The sequence below is a fragment of the Synechococcales cyanobacterium CNB genome, from assembly GCA_030263455.1.
Classification (GTDB): Bacteria; Planctomycetota; Phycisphaerae; order Phycisphaerales; family UBA1924; genus CAADGN01.
On sequence record SZOZ01000004.1, the window covers coordinates 131224 to 148959 of the forward strand.

Genomic DNA, 17736 nt, shown 5'->3' on the forward strand with positions numbered 1-17736 from the left:
TCTCGCATAGAGGCGCGTCTGGGATTGCATGACGATGAAACTTGCAAACGAGCAGTTGGACTGGACCTGTGACCGCATCCCCGACGCGCCGCGCAGCCCTCTGGGAGGGCGGCCGCCGACGGACAAACGCAAGGCGGTGGCGGGGGACTTCTGGATCCTGGACAACGGGGCCAAGTGGAAGGACTTGCCGCGAGGGTTCGGCTCCAAGAGCGCCGTGCACCGCTGCTTCAAACGATGGGTCGAGGCGGGCGTCTTTGAGAACATCATGCAGGACGGCCGGGCGCTCCGCCGTTACAAGCGACGCCTCACCATGGAGCGGACCATCGAGTGGTTCCAGCACTTCCGACGCCTGTGCATCCGGTGGGAGAAGACGACCATGCTGTTCCAGGGCTACCTTCACTTCGCGTGTTCCATCATATTACTGCGAGAGGTTATGGGATAGGTTCTATTGTGATCTCAACGTCAGGTGCAAGACGCGGATTATACCGATTCACAATGCAGACGTAACCGCTCCCTCACCGATCCCCCCGATGATCCTTCTTCCGCTTGTCGCGTGATTTGCTCTTCTGGCTGCGTCGCTGCGCGCCCGTCATGCCCTTGAAGCCCGCGCCCTTGCCCGCGCCCAGCCCGCCCCACTGCCCTTCCGAGCCGAGCTTCAGGCCGACTTTCTTCGCCTTGCCGCCTGCCCGTGACGCCGGGTCGTCGATCACCAGATCCATCTGCCGCTTGGCGAGGTCCACGGCGGCGACGCGCACCGTCACCAGGTCGCCCATGTTGAACGAGCGACCGCTGTTCGCGTCCACGAGCGCGCCCGTGCGCTGATCGATGCGCCAGCGCGGCGGCTGGTTCGACCGCGTCACGTCGCCCGGCAGGTCCTCCGCCTTCACCATGCCGTCCGCGAGGAACTTGCTCAGTTGCACGTAGACGCCGCGCGGCGAGACGCCCGTCACCACGCCGTCGAACGCCTCGCCGACGTGCTCCGACATCAGTTGCAGCACGAGGAACTGCCGCAGCGCCCGCTCGGCTTCCTCGGCGTTCTCCTCGGTCTGGGTGCAACGCCGCCCGATCTGCACGAGTTCATCGGTCGTCGGCAGCGCCTCGCGCAACTCGCGTCCCAGTTCGTGCCGCTGCTTCTCGCTCTTCGGCCGGTCCTGGCCGTTGTTCGTGCGTTTCAGGTATTCCGCCATCGCGCGGTGCAGCGTCAGGTCCGGGTATCGGCGGATCGGGCTGGTGAAGTGGGCGTAGGCCGTGCTTGCCAGCGCGAAGTGCCCGACCAGCGCGGGCGAGTACTCTGCCTTCGTCAGCGTCCTCAGGACGGCCATGTGCACCGCCCGCGCTGCCGCCGTACCGCGCGTCGCGTTCAGCAGCCCTTGCAGCTCCTCCCGCGTCGGGTGCCGCGGCACGGTGAACCCGGCCACCTTCGCCGCTTTCTGCAGTTCGGCGGACTCGTTGGGCGTCGGCTCCGGATGCGTCCTGCGCAGGATCGGTACGTTCAGGTCCTCGAACAGCCTCGCCAGCACCTCGTTCGCCTCCACCATGAACATCTCGATGATGGTGTGCGTGAAGGCGTCGTCCTCGCGCTCCGCGTCGATCACGCGCCCGTTCTCGTCGAAGATCAGCACGACCTCCGGCAGTTCCAGCGAGATCATCCCCTTGCGCTCGCGCCGGCCACGGATCGCCCGGGCGCACGCGTCCATCTCCCGCAGCGCCGCGAGCAGTTCCGGGGTGTAGTTCGGCTCGGTCCTCGCGTGCTTCTTCGCCTCTTCCTCGTCGCCGTCGATCAACGCCTGCGCCTCCAAGTACGTCAGCCGCTTCGCCGAGCGGATAAGCGTCTGCGCCACTCCGCTCGCCGTCATGTTCCCGTCCCGGTCGTAGCGCATGAACGCGCTCTTCGTGAAGCGCGGCACGCCCTCCTGCAGCGAGCAGATGCCGTTCGAGAGCACCTCCGGCAGCATCGGGATCACCAGCCGCGGCAGGTAGACGGAGTTGCCGCGCTCGCGTGCCTCCGCGTCGAGCGCGGAGCCAGGCTCGATGAAGTGCGCCACGTCGGCGATGTGCACGCCCAGTTCCCACCCGTCGCCCACACGCTCGATCGAGATCGCATCGTCGTAGTCCTTCGCGTCCGGCGGATCGATGGTGATGATGAACCGCCCGGTCAGGTCGTCACGGCCCTGCAGCTTTTGCCCCCCCTCCCACGCGGCGATCTGGCTGTCGAATCGCCGCGTGGCCCGCCGCGCCTGCTCGACGCAGGCCTCCGGGAACTCGCCCGGCAGGTTGTACGCGGCGATGACCGCCTGCGTCTCGACATCCGGCCTGCCCGCCTCGCCAAGCACGCGGCTGATGACGCCCTCGGCCAGCGCATCGCCCTGCGGATACTCCACCACGTCCACGACGACCTTGTCGCCCGACTTGACGTTCTTCGACTCGGCGTCGCGCACCACGATCGGGCGGCGCATCTCGCGCCCGTCCGGCTGCACCAGCCACAGCGGCCCCTGCCGGAACACCTCGCCCGTGAAGCACGCCCGACGCCGCTCCAGCACCTCGACCACGACGCCGGTGAACTGCGGCTCCCCGCCCCCCTCGCGGCGTTCGCGCCGCTTGTCGCGTTCGACCTCGACGCGCACGCGATCGCCGCTGAGCGCGTCGAGCGTCGCGCCCGGCGGGATGAAGACGTCCCCCTCGCGCCGCCGCACGTCAGGCTCGACGAACCCGAACCCCCGGTCGGTGCCGCGGAACGTGCCGACGATCTCCCCTCCCGCCGACGCCAGTGACGGCAGGCGCACGCGCCCGCGATCGTCCACCTCGATCGTCCCCGCCTCGACCAGCCGCTCGACCTCTTCGGCGAAGGTGTGTGCATCTTCGACGCGCAGTTCCTCCGCGAGCGCCTCAACCGTTTTCGGCGTGTAGTCCTCGTGCTCGAGGTGCTGGAGCAGCCGCCGTTCGTGGCGAAGTGACATGGTTCCGCCTTGCGCCCAGGCCGGGTTGCTTCCCGGAACGACGCCTTCCTTCCCGCCCGGGGCGGGGCCTTCCAGGCCCCGGTACGCCCCATCATCACATGGCGCCAGCGTACCCCGCGAACGCCTCGCGGAAGGGCACCGGCTCGAACCCGAGGTGCACTCTCGCCTTATGCGGCCGCGCCACGCTGTCCTCCTGGGCCATCAACGCCATTCCCGCGTCGAAAGGAAGCAGCTGCCCCAGCCCAACCGCTCCCAGCGCGCGCGCCTTCGCCGCCGCGATCGGTGCTGGCAACCCGACGCAGCGCAGGCCCGGCTTCGCATCAGGCACGTGCTCGCGCACGAACCTGAGCATCTCCGGCCAGGTCACCGTCTCCGGACCCGTCAGGTTGTAGACCTCGCCCACCGCCTCCGGACGCTCGAGCGAGTCGCACACCGCTCGCGCCACGTCCTCCACCCACACCGGCTGCACGCGCGCCGATTCGAACTTCGGGCGCAGGGGCGAAGAACCCGGCACGACTCGCGTGAAGTACGGCATGAACACAAACGGCGCTGCACGTCCCGTCACCCACGCCCGCATCTGCCGCGTCAGTTCGCCCGCCTGCCCGTGGATCAGGCCCGGCCGCAGGATCGTCCACGCCAGCCCGGACGCCCGGACGATCCGCTCGCCCTCCGCCTTGGACCGCTGATACTCCGTCGCCGCCTCTTCGTGGACGCCCAGGGCGGAAATCTGCACGAATCGCGACACGCCCCCCCCGGCGGCCGCCTCGCAGAGCGCTCGCGTCGCCTGAACGTGGAGCCGCCGGAACGTCTCGCCGCCCGGCCGCTCTCGGATGATGCCGATGCAGTTGACCGCCGCGCTCGAACCGCGCATCAGTTCCGCCGCGACGCCCGGACCCAGCACATCGCCCTGAACAACGTCGAGATTGTCGTGCGTGGGCAGCGCGACACGCGCCTTGGCCGGATCGCGCGCCAGCGCTCGCACGCTCCACCCGCGCCCGAGCAAGGCTCGCACCACGGACCGCCCAACGAACCCCGTCGCCCCGCTGACCGATGCTGTTCTCGACGCTCCCATGCTGCCCTCGTGCCGACGCTCTCGGCGTGCGGCCAGTGTAGGGGACACCCCAACATCCTGCCATGCACCCCCCATCCACCCTCTACCATGCGTCATGGCGTTGGCCGCGGAGAGTGTCTCGTTCGCCTACCGGCGCGGCCGGCCTGTGCTGCGCGACCTTAGCCTCCGCTTCGAGCCGGGCACGGTCACCGCCGTCGTCGGCCCCAACGGCGCGGGCAAGACGACGCTGCTGCGGGTGTTGCTCGGCCTGCGCGAGCCTGATGCGGGGCGCGTCATGCTCGATGCCCGCTCGGTCGCGGGCCTCTCCGCACGCGAGCGGGCCGCCCGCATGGCCTACGTGCCGCAGCGAAGCCGCATGGCCTTCGCGTTCACCGTGCGTGAGGTCGTCCGGCACGCTCGCTTCGCTACGCCCGACGAACGAACGCAGGAAGCCGCCGATGCCGCGATGGGCGACGTGGGCATCGCGGCCCTGGCCGACGAGCCGTTCGAACGCCTGAGCGCGGGGCAGCAGCAGCGGACGCTCATCGCCCGTGCGATCGCGCAGTTGTCCGCGCCCTGCCGCGAGGGCGTGACCCGCGTCCTCGCCGCGGACGAGCCGCTCAGCGCTCTCGATCCGAAGCACGCTCTGGAAGCCGTCTCGCTCATCCGGTCGCTCGTGGCGCGCGGTCCCGCGCTCTCGGCCGTCATCGTGCTGCACGACCTCACTGCAGCCCTGCGTTTCGCCGATCGCGCCGCCCTCCTCGACGGCACGGGCCGACTCGTAGCGCTGGGCCCGGCGAACGAAACGCTCACCCCTGATACGCTTGCCGGCGTCTTCGGCGTGCGCTTCGCCCGCGTTCGGGGCGACGGGTGCGAGGGCCTGCTCCCGACTGCTTCCCCTCCCGAGGCCGCGACGGTGTAGGATGCTCGCGTGGGACAGTACATCCAGTACATCTTCCTGATCCTGTTCATCGGCGGCCCGGTCCTGCAATGGATCATCCGCAAACTGAACGAGCAGGCCCAGGCCCGCAAGCTCGAACAACTGCGCCAGCAGGCACGTGCGGAGATGCTCCGCACCGGCCGCGACCCGGACGCGGAGGCACGCCGACAGGCGGAGGAGGAGCGTCAGCGTGCGATCCAGCAGCAGGAGGAGATAGCCGCGCGACGCCAGGCTCAACTCGAGGAACTCCGCCGCCGCCAGGCCGAGGCCCGGCAGCGTCGCACCGCGCCGCAACGGCCGCAGCCGACGATCGCGCCGCCGACACCGCGTGGCCCTGCCCAGCGTGGCCCCGTGCCGCAGCGCGGTCCCGTCGTAGCGCCGGCGCCGGCGCAGTCGCAGACCGCTCGGCCGCCGCAGGCCGCTCGCATTCCAACTCCTCAGCAACAGGAATCGCAACGGGCCGCGCGTCGCGCTGCGGAAGCGGAAGCCGCGAAGCGTGCCCAGCAGGCACGTCTTGCCGAGGCGGCTCGCCAGCGTGCCGCGGCCGCGAGACCGTCCCGGCAGGCCGCCCCGGCTCTGCGTGAGAGCGCCGAGCAACCGGAGCAGCCCGTGCCGCGCCGTTCCGCTGCCGCCGTCGTGCTGCCGACGACGCCCCCGGGGTGGCGAAGCGCGTTCGTGATGCAGGAGATTCTGAGGCCCCCCATGGCCCTTCGCGTGGAGCCGGGGCCGTTCGACCCGCTCTGACCGTTCCGAGCCTCGCTTGTATCATCCCTCCATGCCTGACCGGCGCGCGATGATCGTGGTGCTCGTCCCTGCTGCCGCGGCGGTCGTCCTGCTGTCCGGCTGCGAGACGCCCGAGGAGCTGCGCGGCGCCAAGAGTCTGCTCCAGGTCGCCCAGCCCATCACGCCCGAGCAGGCAGCAAGGATGGCGATCGACCCCTACGACGCCGACAACCGCTACCGGGGGACGATGCTGCTCGCGAACAGCTGGTTCGGGGGCGAGGCCGTGTATGTCGATCTGTACGCTGACCACCTTGACGACGAGGACGCGAACGTCCGCGTGGCCGCCGTGCGCGCCATCGGCATCCACGGCTCGCCGGACCACGTGCCCAAGGTTGTCGCCCTGATGAGCGACGCGGACGATCGCGTCCGCCTCGAAGCGGCCCGCACGCTCCAGAGGCTGCACAACCCCGTCGCCATCGGCCCGCTGATCGACCACGTCCGCGAGCCTGAGCCGACCCGTGGCGTCTTCGACGGCGAGACCGACGCCCGCGTCCGCGCCGAGTCCGCCCATGCTCTCGGGCAATACGCCGATCCGCGCGTGCTTCAGCCCCTTATCGCCGCGCTCGACGACCGGAACCTTGCTGTGAACACCGCCGCGCTGCACGCGCTGCGCACGCTCACTGGTGAGGACCACGGCTTCGACCGCCGCGCCTGGTTGAAGTGGTTCAACCAGACCCCCAGCCCGTTTGCCGGCCGCACGGCCTACATCTATCCCGCGTTCCATCGCGACCGCACGCTCATCGAGTTCCTCCCCTTCGTCCCCCCGCCGCCGAACGAGCCGGAGTCCACGCCCGTCGGCATGCGCCCCGTCGAAGCCCGATAAGCCAACGATTCATCCGATGACGAGCCGCAACCTCCAGGGAGTGGTTCTCCGCGCGGTTCCCGTTCAAACCACTCCAGCATCCCGCCGATACCCACTTCAGGCGCGGTCGCCGCGCCGACGAGGGAGGACCGAGTGCGCGCAGTCCGTTCCGATGGCCGCCTCGTCTCGCTCGACCGAGCCGCACGCGAGCCGTCGCCCGCAGCCGGCGAGGCCCTGATTCGCCCGCTCCGGATCGGTATCGGCGCGGCCGACATGCACGCTTTCCGCAACCCGGCCGCATTCACCGGCATCCTCGGTCACGAAGCCGTCGGCGTCGTCGAGCGTGTGAACCCTCTTCCCGGCCGCGAGGACCATCGCAAGTTCGAGGGCGCGCGTGTCGTCTGCTCGCCCACGGTCGTCTGCGGCCGGTGCTCGCTCTGCCGGGCCGGCCTGAGCAACCATTGCCGCGAGCGCACCGTCATGGGCCTTGCCGGCCGCGACGGCTGCCTCGCCGACCGTTTCACGCTTCCAGTTGCAAACCTCTTCGCAGTGCCCGATTCCATCGACGACGAGGCGGCCGTTTTCGCCGAGCCGCTCGGTTCGGTCCTGCACGCGGGCCTGCTCGCTCCGATCGAGAGCAAGACCTATGTGACCGTCCTCGGCGACGGCCCTGTCGCCCTGCTCGCCGCACAGGTCATGGCCCGGCGCAATGCCAGCGTCCGACTCCTCGGCCGCCACCCCGACCACTTCGGCCTGTGCGAGAAATGGGGCGTCAAGCACCGGCACATGGACGAGGCCGGACGCCGCCAGGATCAGGACATCGTGCTCGACTGCACCGGCACCGCGGCGGGCCTGGACCTCGCGCTCCAGTTCGTCCGCCCACGGGGCACGGTCATCCTCAAGGCCCCCCCCACCGGCACTGGCCCCGCACCCGGCCTCGACCCCGCACGCATCATCGACGCCGAACTGCAACTCCTCGGCTCGCGCGGCTCGCGCATCGCGGACGCGCTGCTCGAACTCGAAGCCGGCCGCGTCGACGTCGTCAGCCTCATCACCCGCCGCTTCCGCCTCGACGACGCCCTCAACGCCTTCGCAGCCGCGCAGGAACCGGGCCAGGTGAAGGTGCTCGTCGAAGTGTGATCGCAGCACAATCCGATGACGCCCAACGGGCCGCGGCCGCGAGGGAGCGGCCTGGATCACCAACACTCACACCCCACCTGCTCACGCACGCGGTTCGTTCAGTCCTCGCACCATCACGCGTGCGCGTCGACCGGTGGGCAGGTGCAGACCAGGTTCCGATCGCCGTACGGATTGTCGATCCGTGCCACCGCGGGCCAGAACTTCCGCTCGCGCAGCCACGGCGCGGGGAAAGCCGCCTGCTCCCGGGTGTAGGCGTGTTTCCACTCGTCCGCCGCCACCATCACCATGGTGTGCGGCGCGTGGCGCAGCGGGTTGTCCTCGCGGCTCGCCCGCCCCTCCTCGACCGCCCGGATCTCCTCGCGGATCGAGATCATCGCGTCGCAGAAGCGGTCCAGTTCGGCCTTGCTCTCGCTCTCGGTCGGCTCGATCATCAGCGTACCAGGCACCGGGAAACTCATCGTCGGCGCGTGGAAGCCGTAGTCCATGAGCCGCTTGGCCACGTCCTCCGCCTTCACGCCCGCCGATTTCTCGAACGGGCGCAGGTCGAGGATGAACTCGTGCGCCACGCGACCGTTGCGCCCGCGATAGACGATCGCGTAGTGATCTTCGAGCCGCCTGGCCATGTAGTTCGCGTTCAGGATCGCCACCTGCGTTGCGCGTCGCAGACCTTCCTCCCCCATGAGCGCGATGTAGACCCACGGGATGGTCAGGATGCTCGGGCTGCCCCACGGAGCCGCGCTCACCGCGCCGATCGCCCTCGACCCCACCCCGCCCGCCGCCGTGCTGCCTTGTCCGAACGGGCGGACGACCGGGTGCCCCGGCAGGAACGGCGCGAGGTGCTTCGCCACACAGATGGGCCCCATCCCCGGCCCGCCGCCGCCGTGCGGGATGCAGAACGTCTTGTGCAGGTTCAGGTGGCAGACGTCCGCGCCGTAGTCTCCGGGCCGGCAGAGCCCGACCTGCGCGTTCATGTTCGCGCCGTCGAGGTACACCTGCCCGCCGAACTCGTGCACGATCGCGCACAGGTCCGTGATGCCCTCCTCGAACACGCCGTGTGTGCTCGGGTACGTCACCATGAGCGCGGCCAGCGTCTCGCGGTGCTGCTCGGCCTTCGCCCGCAGGTCCGCGAGGTCCACGTTGCCGTTCGCGTCGCACTTCACGACCACGACGCGCATCCCGGCGATGACCGCGCTGGCCGGGTTCGTCCCGTGGGCCGAGGCCGGGATCAGGCACACGTCCCGCCTGCCCTCGCCGCGCGACTCGTGCCACGCCCGGATGACGAGCAGCCCCGCGTACTCGCCCTGCGACCCCGCGTTGGGCTGGAGGCTCACGGCCGCGAAGCCGGTGATCTCGGCGAGCCACGCTTCGAGGTCTGCGAAGAGCCGCGCATACCCGCGGGCCTGCTCGGCGGGGGCGAACGGGTGCATCGCGCCGAACTCCGCCCATGTCACGGGGATCATCTCGGCCGTCGCGTTCAGCTTCATGGTGCACGAGCCGAGCGGGATCATCGAGTGCGCCAGGCTCAGGTCGCGCCCCTGCAGGCGGTAGATGTACCGCAGCATCTCCGTCTCGCTGTGGTACGAGTTGAACACCGGGTGCGTCATGTACGGGGTCGTCCGCTTGAACGCCGCCGGCATCGCCGCCCGCGCCGACGCGGCCGCGCCGTCCAGGACGCGCGCGTCGCCGCCGAACGCCTCGACCAGCCCGGCGAGCAGGGCGCGGTCCGCCGTCTCGTCCAGCGTCACGCCCAGCGTGCCGTCGCCGAAATCGCGCAGATTGATGCGCCGCTCGCGCGCCGCCCGCGCCACCTCCGCCGCCGATCGCCCGTGCGGCCGCACCCGCAGCGTGTCGAAGACCAGATCCTTCCCGATCTCGTGCCCCAGCCCGAGCAACGCGGTCCGAAGCGTCTGCGTCAGCCCGTGGACCCGCTCCGCGATGCGCCGCAGCCCGTCCGGCCCGTGGTACACGCCGTAGAACGCCGACATGATCGCCAGCAGGGCCTGGGCGGTGCAGATGTTGCTGGTCGCCCGCTCGCGCTTGATGTGCTGCTCTCGCGTCTGGATGGCCATGCGGTACGCCGGGTTCCCGAGCGCGTCGCGCGAGACGCCGATGATCCGTCCCGGCATCCGTCGCACGTGCTCCTCGCGGGTCGCCATGTACGCCGCGTGCGGTCCGCCGAACCCCATCGGCACCCCGAACCGCTGCGCGCTCCCGACCGCGATGTCGGCGCCCCACTCGCCCGGCGGCCGGATCAGCGTCAGCGCGAGCGGGTCGGCTGACGCCACGACCAGCGCGCCCACCGCGTGCGCTTGCCGCGCGAGCGACTCATAGCACTCGATCCGCCCGTCGGTCGTGGGCACCTGCACGAGCACGCCGCACTCCTCGCCGCGGAACTCGAACGATTCGGGCGAGCCGACCACGACCGTCACGCCCATCGAAGCGGCCCGAGTGCGCACGACCTCGACCGTCTGCGGGTGGCAATCGTCAGCGACGAGAAACCGCGTCCGCTGGCGGTCGTGCGCGGCGAAGCACATCGCCATGGCCTCGGCCGCCGCCGTCGCCTCGTCGAGCAGCGACGCCCCGGCCACAGGCAGGCCCGTCAGGTCCGCGATCATCGTCTGGAAGTTCAGCAGCGCTTCGAGCCTGCCTTGCGAAATCTCCGCCTGGTAGGGCGTGTACTGGGTGTACCACCCCGGATTCTCGAGCACGTTGCGCAGGATCACCGGCGGCACGATGCAATCGTGGTATCCCATCCCGATGCACGACCGGAAGATGGTGTTGCCCGCGGCGATCGTCCGCAGCCGTTCGATCGCGTCGCGCTCGCCGATCCCGCCTGCCCCCTCAAGCCGCAGCGGCTTGCGTGCCCGGATCGACGCCGGCACCGTCGCGTCCGTGAGGTCGTCGAGCGAGCCGTACCCCAGCGTGCTGAGCATCTCGGCGACCTCGACCTCCGAAGGCCCGAGGTGCCGACGGGGGAACGTGTCCAATGCATCAAAGACCGACCGACCGCCCATGCCCGGGCCGGCCGCCCGCGCTTCCGTACCTGCTCGCGTCGCGTTCATCAGACGGGTTTCCCCTGGTGGGATGGCTGCCTCGCCCGATCCGTAGCCGCCGACAGCGTGCGGCCAAGGCCGGGCGGCAGAGTCTAGGACACACCCGGTAAACCATCGAACCTCGACCGACGAGCCGCGACCACGAGACTCCACGAGCCGCGGCTGTGAGCGAGCGGTTCCGGTACACGCATGTGGGGAAACCGCTCCCTCACGGTCCCGGCTCGTCCACAGATGCACCGCATGAGCGCACCCTCACGAACCTACACTGCTCCGGCGGGCAAACCCGCCACGTCCACGAAAGGACCGCCCATGCGCCGCCTGCCACTCGCGCTGCTGCTCGTTCTCTCCCCCTCCGTCTCGCTGGCCGGCGACGGCACGGACGTGAAGGACGCCATTGCCTCCCTCGGTGAGTCTCCCATCTCCACGCTCCTGATCAACATGCCGGAGGACGTGCAGACGTATGACAAACACGTCACCACGCTCGCCAACCCATTCTTCGAGGGCCGCGCCCCGGGCCTCCGGGGCAACCGCGATGCCGCCGAGTACATCCGCTTCTACTTCCAGCGGTTCGGCCTCAAGCCGGCGTTCCCCGAGACCGTCAAGGCCGCCGACGGCGCCGAGGTCCGGAACCCATTCGCGTCCTACTTCCAGTACTTCGAGCATGGACGCAACTTCGAGATTCGCGGCAGCGCAGTCGAAGCCCGCGCCGGTGACGCGGCCCCGATGACCTTCCGCCAGGGGGAGGACTACGTCGTGCTCGGCTCCTCGGGTTCTGGCGACTTCACAGGCCCCCTTGTCTTCGTCGGCTATTCCATCGTCAGCGGAAAGGACGGCTACATGGGCTACCAGCCCGCCGACAGCCTCGAAGGCAAGGTCGCCCTCGCGTTCCGGTTCGAGCCCATGAACGAAGAAGGGCACAGCCTCTGGTCTGAGACCGGCGACGGGTGGTCCTTCATGGCGAACCTCGAACCCAAGATTTCCGCCGCGGCGCGCCGCGGCGCGAAGGCTGTCGTCGTCGTCAACCCGCCCGGTGCAGCCGACGAGCGCGCCAACCGACTCGCCACCGTCGATGAGACCCGCGCGGGCACCTTCGACGTTCCCGTCATCATGCTCACCGCCGACGCTGCGGACCGGCTCGTCCGCGCCGCGGACCCCGAGGGGCGGTCGCTCATGGACCTGCGCCGGCTCGCCGATGCCTCTGGCGTCGTCCTCGACCTCCCCGGCGCGGCCGTCACCGTGCGCACCGACGTGGATCGCAGCCCCATCCTGACCCCCAACGTCGGTGGGGTTCTCCCCGGACGAGGCACGCTCGCCGACGAGTACGTCGTGATCGGCGCGCACTTCGACCACGTCGGTTATGGCTCGTTCGGCACCGGCGCGACCGGGCAACTCCACCCTGGCGCTGACGACAATGCCTCCGGCACGTCGGGCATGTTGCTCGCCGCCGAGAAACTCGCCCGCCTCTACGCCGCCCTCCCGGACGACGCCTCCGCCCGCTCCATCCTCTTCCTCGGCTTCACCGCCGAGGAATCCGGTCTCGTCGGCTCGCGCTACTACGCCAACAACCCCATCGTCCCCATCGACCGCCATGTCCTCATGCTCAACATGGACATGATCGGCCGAGTCCGCGAGCGCGCCGTCCACGTCGGCGGACTCGCCACCGGCGAGGGGCTTGAGGAGTTCACCAGGCCCTTCCTGGAGCAGTCCGGTCTCGACGTCAAGCCCATGCCCGCGGGCGTCTTCGGCCGAAGCGACCACGCCTCCTTCTACGCCAAGGACGTCCCCGTCCTCTTCTTCTTTTCAGGCTTCCACGACGACTACCACAAGCCGGGCGACGTCAGTGTCCTCATCAACCGCAACGGCGCCGTCGACGTCGTGAACGCCGTCTCACGCATCGCGCTCGCCATGGCCCAGCGCGCCGAGACGCTCCCGTTCGTCCCCGACAGCGCGGACGGACGCCGAGCCTCCGAGAACCTCCCACGCCTCGGCCAGGGGCAGGGACGCGGCGGCTCGCGCGTCCGCGTCGGCATCCGGCCTGGCTACGACGAGAACGGCCGCGGCGTGCTCATCGAGGAAGTCACGCCCAACACGGCCGCCGCCGAAGCAGGAATGCTCGCCGGCGACGTCATGACCCGCTGGAACGGCCAGGCCGTCGGCAGCGTCACCGACTGGATGCCCCTCTTCCGCGACGCGCAACCGGGCGACAAGGTCGAGGTCGTCGTCCTCCGCAACGGCGAGGAAGTCACCCTCACCCTCACCCTCCGAGCCGCCGGCGCACGCGAGTAAGCCCGCCGAAACCAACACGCATCGCACCCTTGGACGGCGCCTTCATGTCCACTGTCCACGGCCCACTGCCCCTCACGCCGCCATCCGCTGCACGCGCACCACCCACGCCGGCGTGTTCGCGGCGTGCTCACGCACGTGCCGAGACCGCGTCGCGTAGTACCACGCCATGCTCCCCTGCGCCAGCACGCTGCCGACCAACAAGCCGCCGTAGGTCGCCAGCATCACCACGCGCAGCATCGCCTGCATCGGCTCGGCCACGTCGGCCAGCATCGCGTCCACCTGCGCATCGCCCGTCGCCGTCATGCCGCCTGGGCCTTCGCCGGTGAGCGTGCGCCATGCGCCCCAGACCGCGTAGGCGCACAGGCATGCTCCGAAGAAGACCTGGTTCAACGCGAGCCGACGTGGAGCCTGTTCATCCAGCCTCGCCAGCGCGCGCGCTCCCCGCAACTCCCGCCATGCCACCACTGCCAGCGCGACGCCCAGCGCAAGCCCCACGAGGCTGAACAGCCCGCTCAACAGCGAGATGAACGCGAACACCGCCGTCGTCCACCCGCTCACCCGTGCGACCGCCACCGCCCGGCGAACTTTCGCGCTGCGCCTGACGCCCTCCGCGAGTTGACGGAAGTGCTCCTCGCGCAACGGTGACTCGGGCTGGGCGGTCTGCGGACGCACCCCGCGTCTATCGGCTCAAGGGCGCCGGCTGATGAGGCGCCCGTTCCGTCTGCGCGGCCTTGCGCGATTGCACGGGCGTGCAACGCGTACACGGTCCGCGAAGAAGAGTGGTCGCGCATATGACCGGCCGGCGGGGCACACGGCACCCCCGCCGGCCGGGTTGGAGGACGAACGCGGGCACACCATCACCACTGCGCCCCGCGCATCCCTGGACAATGGTTCGAAACAAACTCACGCGCCAGAGACGCGGCGCACACGAACCCGACTCACCGCCGCGCGACTATCCGCACGGGCCTTCGCCCGGTTCCAGTCCTTGTTCGGTGCGCTGGTTCCGCTTACCGGCCGCCCAGGCGCGACGCGCCAAGGTCCGGGAGCTCTTCCTTGCACAACGGGCAGTGCGTGCCGCGCAGTCCGTGGCCGAGCGGCTCGTAGTACCCGTTGCAGTGCGGGCACTTGTAGACCTCAGCGGCGTCCACGCCCTCGCAGGAAACGCACGGAACGTACGACAGCTTGCCCACGCGAGCCTTGTACTCGGCCGCGGTCAGCTCGAAAACCGTCTTGCAGTCCGGGCATCGCCAGATCGTCGCCTGCCAGCCCTCCTCCGGGGCGGCCGTGGGCTTGCTGAAGTGCTTGGCGAGCAGGATCGCCGCCACGGCCAGGCAGACGACGACGACACCGATCTTGATGGCCTTGGCCACGTTTCGTGTCCTGAGGAGAACCCGACCCGCTCAGCGGGAGAGTCCCGGTGCGATCGAGAGAGCGTGACAGCGGGAGCCGGTTCTGCTCACACTCGCGATGGATTCACCAGTATTCCTTGTGGGGCTTGTAGTCGATATTCCAGCGCCGCATGCTCTCCTCGTCGCGGCGCACGAGGTCATCCAGCGTCATGATCTTCACGCTGCCGTCCACGAACGTCACATTCGATCCGCCGAAGTGCCTCCGGCTGGGCCAGAAGAACTCCCCGCCCTTCATCGGCGTGATCCACGTGTCCCACTTCTTGTCCGCGTTCGAGTCCGACATGGCGATCATGTCCGACGGCATGACCACCTTGTGCAACGGCGCCTCCCACCAGTTCCGCTCCTTGTAGTTGGTCATCACCTTCGGGTTGTTCTTGTCCGGGAGCGCGACGTGCCCGCCCAGGCCCAAGATGAACCGGGTGGCCTCGTCGCTGCCGCTGGACGTGAAGTCGTTGATCCCCCAACCGTTGTACCCGTAGGAGAAGAACTCCGTCCCGTCCAGGAACATCTCGCCCTCTTCGAACCCGTAGTACTCCGACTCCCACTTCTGCTAGTTCAGCTTTGTCTGCTGCTTCGTGTCCAGGTCGAAGATCTTGTACCAGTGCATCTCGTACGGCAGCGACGGGCAGTTGAACACCTCCGTCCGCCCGTCCAGGTACTGCCGAATCCGAGGCACCCACGAGATGATCGAGAACTTCTGCGGCTGCGCGTGGTCGCCGGGGAAGAACTCCAAGTTGTCCTGCAGGTATCCAGCCTGCCCCTGGTTCTGGGACCGAAGGTTCGCCGCCGAGATCACGGCACGCGCGGCCTCGCGGGCCTTGCCCAGCGCGGGAAGCAGGATGCCGATCAGCAGCGCGATGATCGCGATCACCACCAGCAACTCGATCAGCGTGAACGCCTGCCTGGAATGCCTCTTCATCATCATGATGACTCCCGGATGGATGGACCCGTTCCGAATTCCCTGCCCGGCGGAGAACCCGCTGGACACCCCCACGCGAATGTCAGAATACCGTCCTATACCGAACGTCCGCAACCCGCGAAACCACGAAATCACCAAAAATCCGACCCGAGAACCGATCATAACCCGAATGAATGCCCGGCCGAATGCTCCGGTCTTGAACCTGCCCCCCATCCGTGGCATGATGTTCCGTGAACACCTCCCCCCAGCCGATCTTCGCCGAGGAAGGATTCCGACCATGAAGTCGCTTGTGCCGGCCGCCTTGCTCTCGACGCTCGCGGTCGGCGTCGCCCACGCCCATACCTGGCACTACTACTTCGCGATGACCGCTCGGCAGGTCGTCACCGGCTCCGACAGCGCCGCCAAGGGCATCGGCGTCCTGCACTACAACCACCACAACCTCCGCGCCGACCTCGAACTGTTCATCTCCGGCCTGACGCTCGACGACCTGCTCCCACACGGCCCGAACGGCACCCCGATCCACTTCCACGACGCCCCGAACCAGCAGGAAGGACCGATCGTCACCGACCTGGGTTGGTGGGGTTCCTTCGTCCAGGAACAGGGCGGCATCCGTCTCACTCTCTCGCAGTTCTACCTGGGCGGCCAGCAGGGGCAGATCTACTCCGACTTCGGTGAAGTCGAATACGCCCTCTACACCAACACCATCTACGCACAGGTCTACACCAAGCAGCACCCGCTCGGAGAACTGCGAGGCCAACTCATCGATCGCCGAAACTTCAACACTTACAGCGGAATCTTCGAGAAAAACGGCTTCACCGTCTTCGGTCCCGTGCCCGCGCCATCCTCCGCCGCCGTCCTCGGCATCGCCGCCCTCGGCTGCGCTCGCCGCAGGCGCTCGCGCGGCTGAACGCCGCCCGCTCCCCCGTCAATTGACAACCCGCCCGGCATCAACCGGGCGGGCGTCGCGTGGCAGCAGGGCTTCGGAGGCTGTGGTGGTGGGTGCGCCCCGCCGCCTGGTGGTGGCCTGCCCGCCCCGCCGGCAACCGCGCCGACGGAGCGACTGGAAAGGCACGGGCGGGTGGTGGCTCGCCCGGGCCGAGTGTCGAGGGGGCCTCCTGTTCGCCGGGGCGTCCTTGCGCCGGCGGCCGGACCGCACACGCAGGCCCGACAGGAGATTCATCAATCCGTTCGTCCCGCCCTCTCAACGCGTGCCGTCTCGCGGAGCCTCCGCTCCGCGGTTCGTCTGTCTTCACCGGGCCGCTCGACCCGGTCGTCGGTCACGATCCGCCGCCCGCGCCCGACCGCCGAACGCGAGCGATGTACTCCTGCAACTGCGACAACCGCGCGGCCTCGTGCTTCGACCACTCGGCCCGGCTGTGAACCTCGAGGTACCGACCCGCCCCGATCACGACCACCTCGTTCGGCATCCCGGTCAACTCGACGTGCCTGCGCGGCAGAATCAGCCGACCGGCGGCGTCTGTCTCGATCTCCTCCGAAAATCCGAACAGAATCCGATGGACCTCCGTCTCGTCCCGGTCCGCCAGCAGGCTCCCACCCATCGACTCCGAAAGTCGCGTGAACTCTGCGATCGGGTACAACCGGATCGTGCCGTCGTCCCGCGGCATGCTCACCCACGTCCGAGCGTCTGTCTCCGCGCCGAGCGCGGATCGGAACTTTGCCGGAACGGCCAACCGGCCCTTGCCGTCGATCGTCACCTCGGCCAGTCCGATAAGCCTCACGAGTGACCGCCTCCGTAGTCATGGCTGGGATCATGCCCCACTTTGCCCCACCTGTCAACACCCATCGGCACCTTTTTGGCCCGACTTGGGAAAAAGTTTCTGTGACGTACACAGCCCGACCCAGGCCCGAACAGGGCATCCCCGCGCCACGCGGTACACTCCGGCCCTCCGTGGGCCGAAACAGAACTCCGAGGCACGATGGCCGAGACACGGATCGATGACGCCAGAGCCGCGATCGAACGAATCCCAGGCGGGACGTTCGTGATGACGGCCGCCTTCGACGGCAAGCGCGCCGGGGTGATGGTGCGATCCGTCCAGCCCTGCGCCGATGAGCCGCTGCTCATCTGCGTCGCCGCGAAGAAGGGACACTGGATCGAGCCGCTGATCCGCGACAGCCATGCCTTCGCGATCTGCATGGTCACCGCCGACAACCGCCTGATCCATCGCAAGTTCTCGACCGAACTTGCGGATCACGACGAAACACGCGAGGATCCCTTCGACGCCTTCCCCACCGAGACCCTCGTGACAGGATCGCCCGTGCTTCTCCGATCCATCGTCGCGTTCGATTGCGAGGTCGTGCGCCACTTCGACCTCGAGGCCGACCACGAACTCTTCGTCGGCCAGATTCTCGCCTCGCGGATGTACGGACGGGAGTGA

Annotated in this window: 16 protein-coding genes; 8 read left to right on the top strand and 8 right to left on the bottom strand. The window is 69.0% G+C overall.

Translation table 11 applies throughout. The features are described from left to right. Positions 1-28 precede the first annotated feature (28 nt). Positions 29-442, top strand: coding sequence for a transposase (locus FBT69_05725; GenBank protein MDL1904302.1), 414 nt, complete (start codon positions 29-31; stop codon positions 440-442). A gap of 73 nt (positions 443-515) precedes the next feature. On the opposite strand, the gene FBT69_05730 is transcribed toward FBT69_05725, so the two are convergent. Both FBT69_05730 and FBT69_05735 read right to left on the bottom strand, forming a co-directional pair. Further along, entirely contained in the window at positions 516-2957 is a 2442-nt protein-coding gene (locus FBT69_05730) for a VacB/RNase II family 3'-5' exoribonuclease (protein ID MDL1904303.1), read from the bottom strand. Between the two features lie 94 nt (positions 2958-3051). Further along, a complete protein-coding gene (locus tag FBT69_05735; GenBank protein MDL1904304.1) occupies positions 3052-4125 on the bottom strand; it encodes an NAD-dependent epimerase/dehydratase family protein in 1074 nt (357 codons plus the stop codon). On the opposite strand from FBT69_05735, the gene FBT69_05740 reads away from it, so the two are divergent. The 4 genes from FBT69_05740 (at position 4028) to FBT69_05755 (ending at position 7673) form a co-directional block, all read left to right on the top strand. Continuing rightward, positions 4028-4930, top strand: coding sequence for an ABC transporter ATP-binding protein (locus tag FBT69_05740; protein MDL1904305.1), 903 nt, complete (start codon positions 4028-4030; stop codon positions 4928-4930). The genes FBT69_05735 and FBT69_05740 overlap by 98 nt on opposite strands. A 9-nt stretch (positions 4931-4939) precedes the next feature. Next, on the top strand, positions 4940-5692 hold the full coding sequence (locus FBT69_05745) for a hypothetical protein (protein ID MDL1904306.1): 753 nt from the start codon (positions 4940-4942) through the stop codon (positions 5690-5692). 31 nt (positions 5693-5723) lie between these two features. Next, positions 5724-6554, top strand: coding sequence for a HEAT repeat domain-containing protein (locus FBT69_05750; protein ID MDL1904307.1), 831 nt, complete (start codon positions 5724-5726; stop codon positions 6552-6554). A gap of 78 nt (positions 6555-6632) precedes the next feature. Then, the gene (locus FBT69_05755; protein MDL1904308.1) at positions 6633-7673 is read left to right on the top strand and encodes an alcohol dehydrogenase; all 1041 of its coding nucleotides are present in this window, start codon (positions 6633-6635) and stop codon (positions 7671-7673) included. A gap of 113 nt (positions 7674-7786) precedes the next feature. On the opposite strand, the gene gcvP is transcribed toward FBT69_05755, so the two are convergent. Next, positions 7787-10687 (bottom strand): aminomethyl-transferring glycine dehydrogenase, encoded by a 2901-nt coding sequence (gene gcvP / locus FBT69_05760; GenBank protein MDL1904309.1) that lies wholly within the window; start codon positions 10685-10687, stop codon positions 7787-7789. 228 nt (positions 10688-10915) lie between these two features. Here gcvP and FBT69_05765 point away from each other — a divergent pair, with 228 nt between their 5' ends. Beyond that, complete coding sequence (locus FBT69_05765; protein ID MDL1904310.1) at positions 10916-13012, top strand: M28 family peptidase; 2097 nt, start codon at positions 10916-10918, stop codon at positions 13010-13012. 72 nt (positions 13013-13084) lie between these two features. On the opposite strand, the gene FBT69_05770 is transcribed toward FBT69_05765, so the two are convergent. From FBT69_05770 to FBT69_05785, 4 genes are all read right to left on the bottom strand, one after another. Further along, entirely contained in the window at positions 13085-13684 is a 600-nt protein-coding gene (locus FBT69_05770; GenBank protein MDL1904311.1) for a hypothetical protein, read from the bottom strand. Positions 13685-14019: 335 nt separating this feature from the next. Beyond that, positions 14020-14382: a hypothetical protein gene (locus tag FBT69_05775; GenBank protein ID MDL1904312.1), complete on the bottom strand. Its 363-nt coding sequence runs from the start codon at positions 14380-14382 to the stop codon at positions 14020-14022. Positions 14383-14485: 103 nt separating this feature from the next. Next, positions 14486-14929 carry a hypothetical protein gene (locus tag FBT69_05780; GenBank protein ID MDL1904313.1) on the bottom strand — a complete coding sequence of 148 codons (444 nt, stop codon included), beginning with the start codon at positions 14927-14929 and terminating at the stop codon, positions 14486-14488. Positions 14930-14971: 42 nt separating this feature from the next. Further along, positions 14972-15343: a type II secretion system protein gene (locus FBT69_05785; GenBank protein ID MDL1904314.1), complete on the bottom strand. Its 372-nt coding sequence runs from the start codon at positions 15341-15343 to the stop codon at positions 14972-14974. Between FBT69_05785 and FBT69_05790 the strand changes: the two genes are divergently transcribed. After that, positions 15261-16247, top strand: a complete 987-nt coding sequence (locus FBT69_05790) for a CHRD domain-containing protein (GenBank protein MDL1904315.1) — start codon at positions 15261-15263, stop codon at positions 16245-16247. The two genes, FBT69_05785 and FBT69_05790, sit on opposite strands and share 83 nt — an antisense overlap. A gap of 370 nt (positions 16248-16617) precedes the next feature. Here FBT69_05790 and FBT69_05795 read toward each other — a convergent pair whose 3' ends face one another. Continuing rightward, positions 16618-17079, bottom strand: coding sequence for a hypothetical protein (locus tag FBT69_05795; protein ID MDL1904316.1), 462 nt, complete (start codon positions 17077-17079; stop codon positions 16618-16620). Between the two features lie 198 nt (positions 17080-17277). Here FBT69_05795 and FBT69_05800 point away from each other — a divergent pair, with 198 nt between their 5' ends. Then, positions 17278-17736 (top strand): flavin reductase family protein, encoded by a 459-nt coding sequence (locus FBT69_05800; GenBank protein ID MDL1904317.1) that lies wholly within the window; start codon positions 17278-17280, stop codon positions 17734-17736.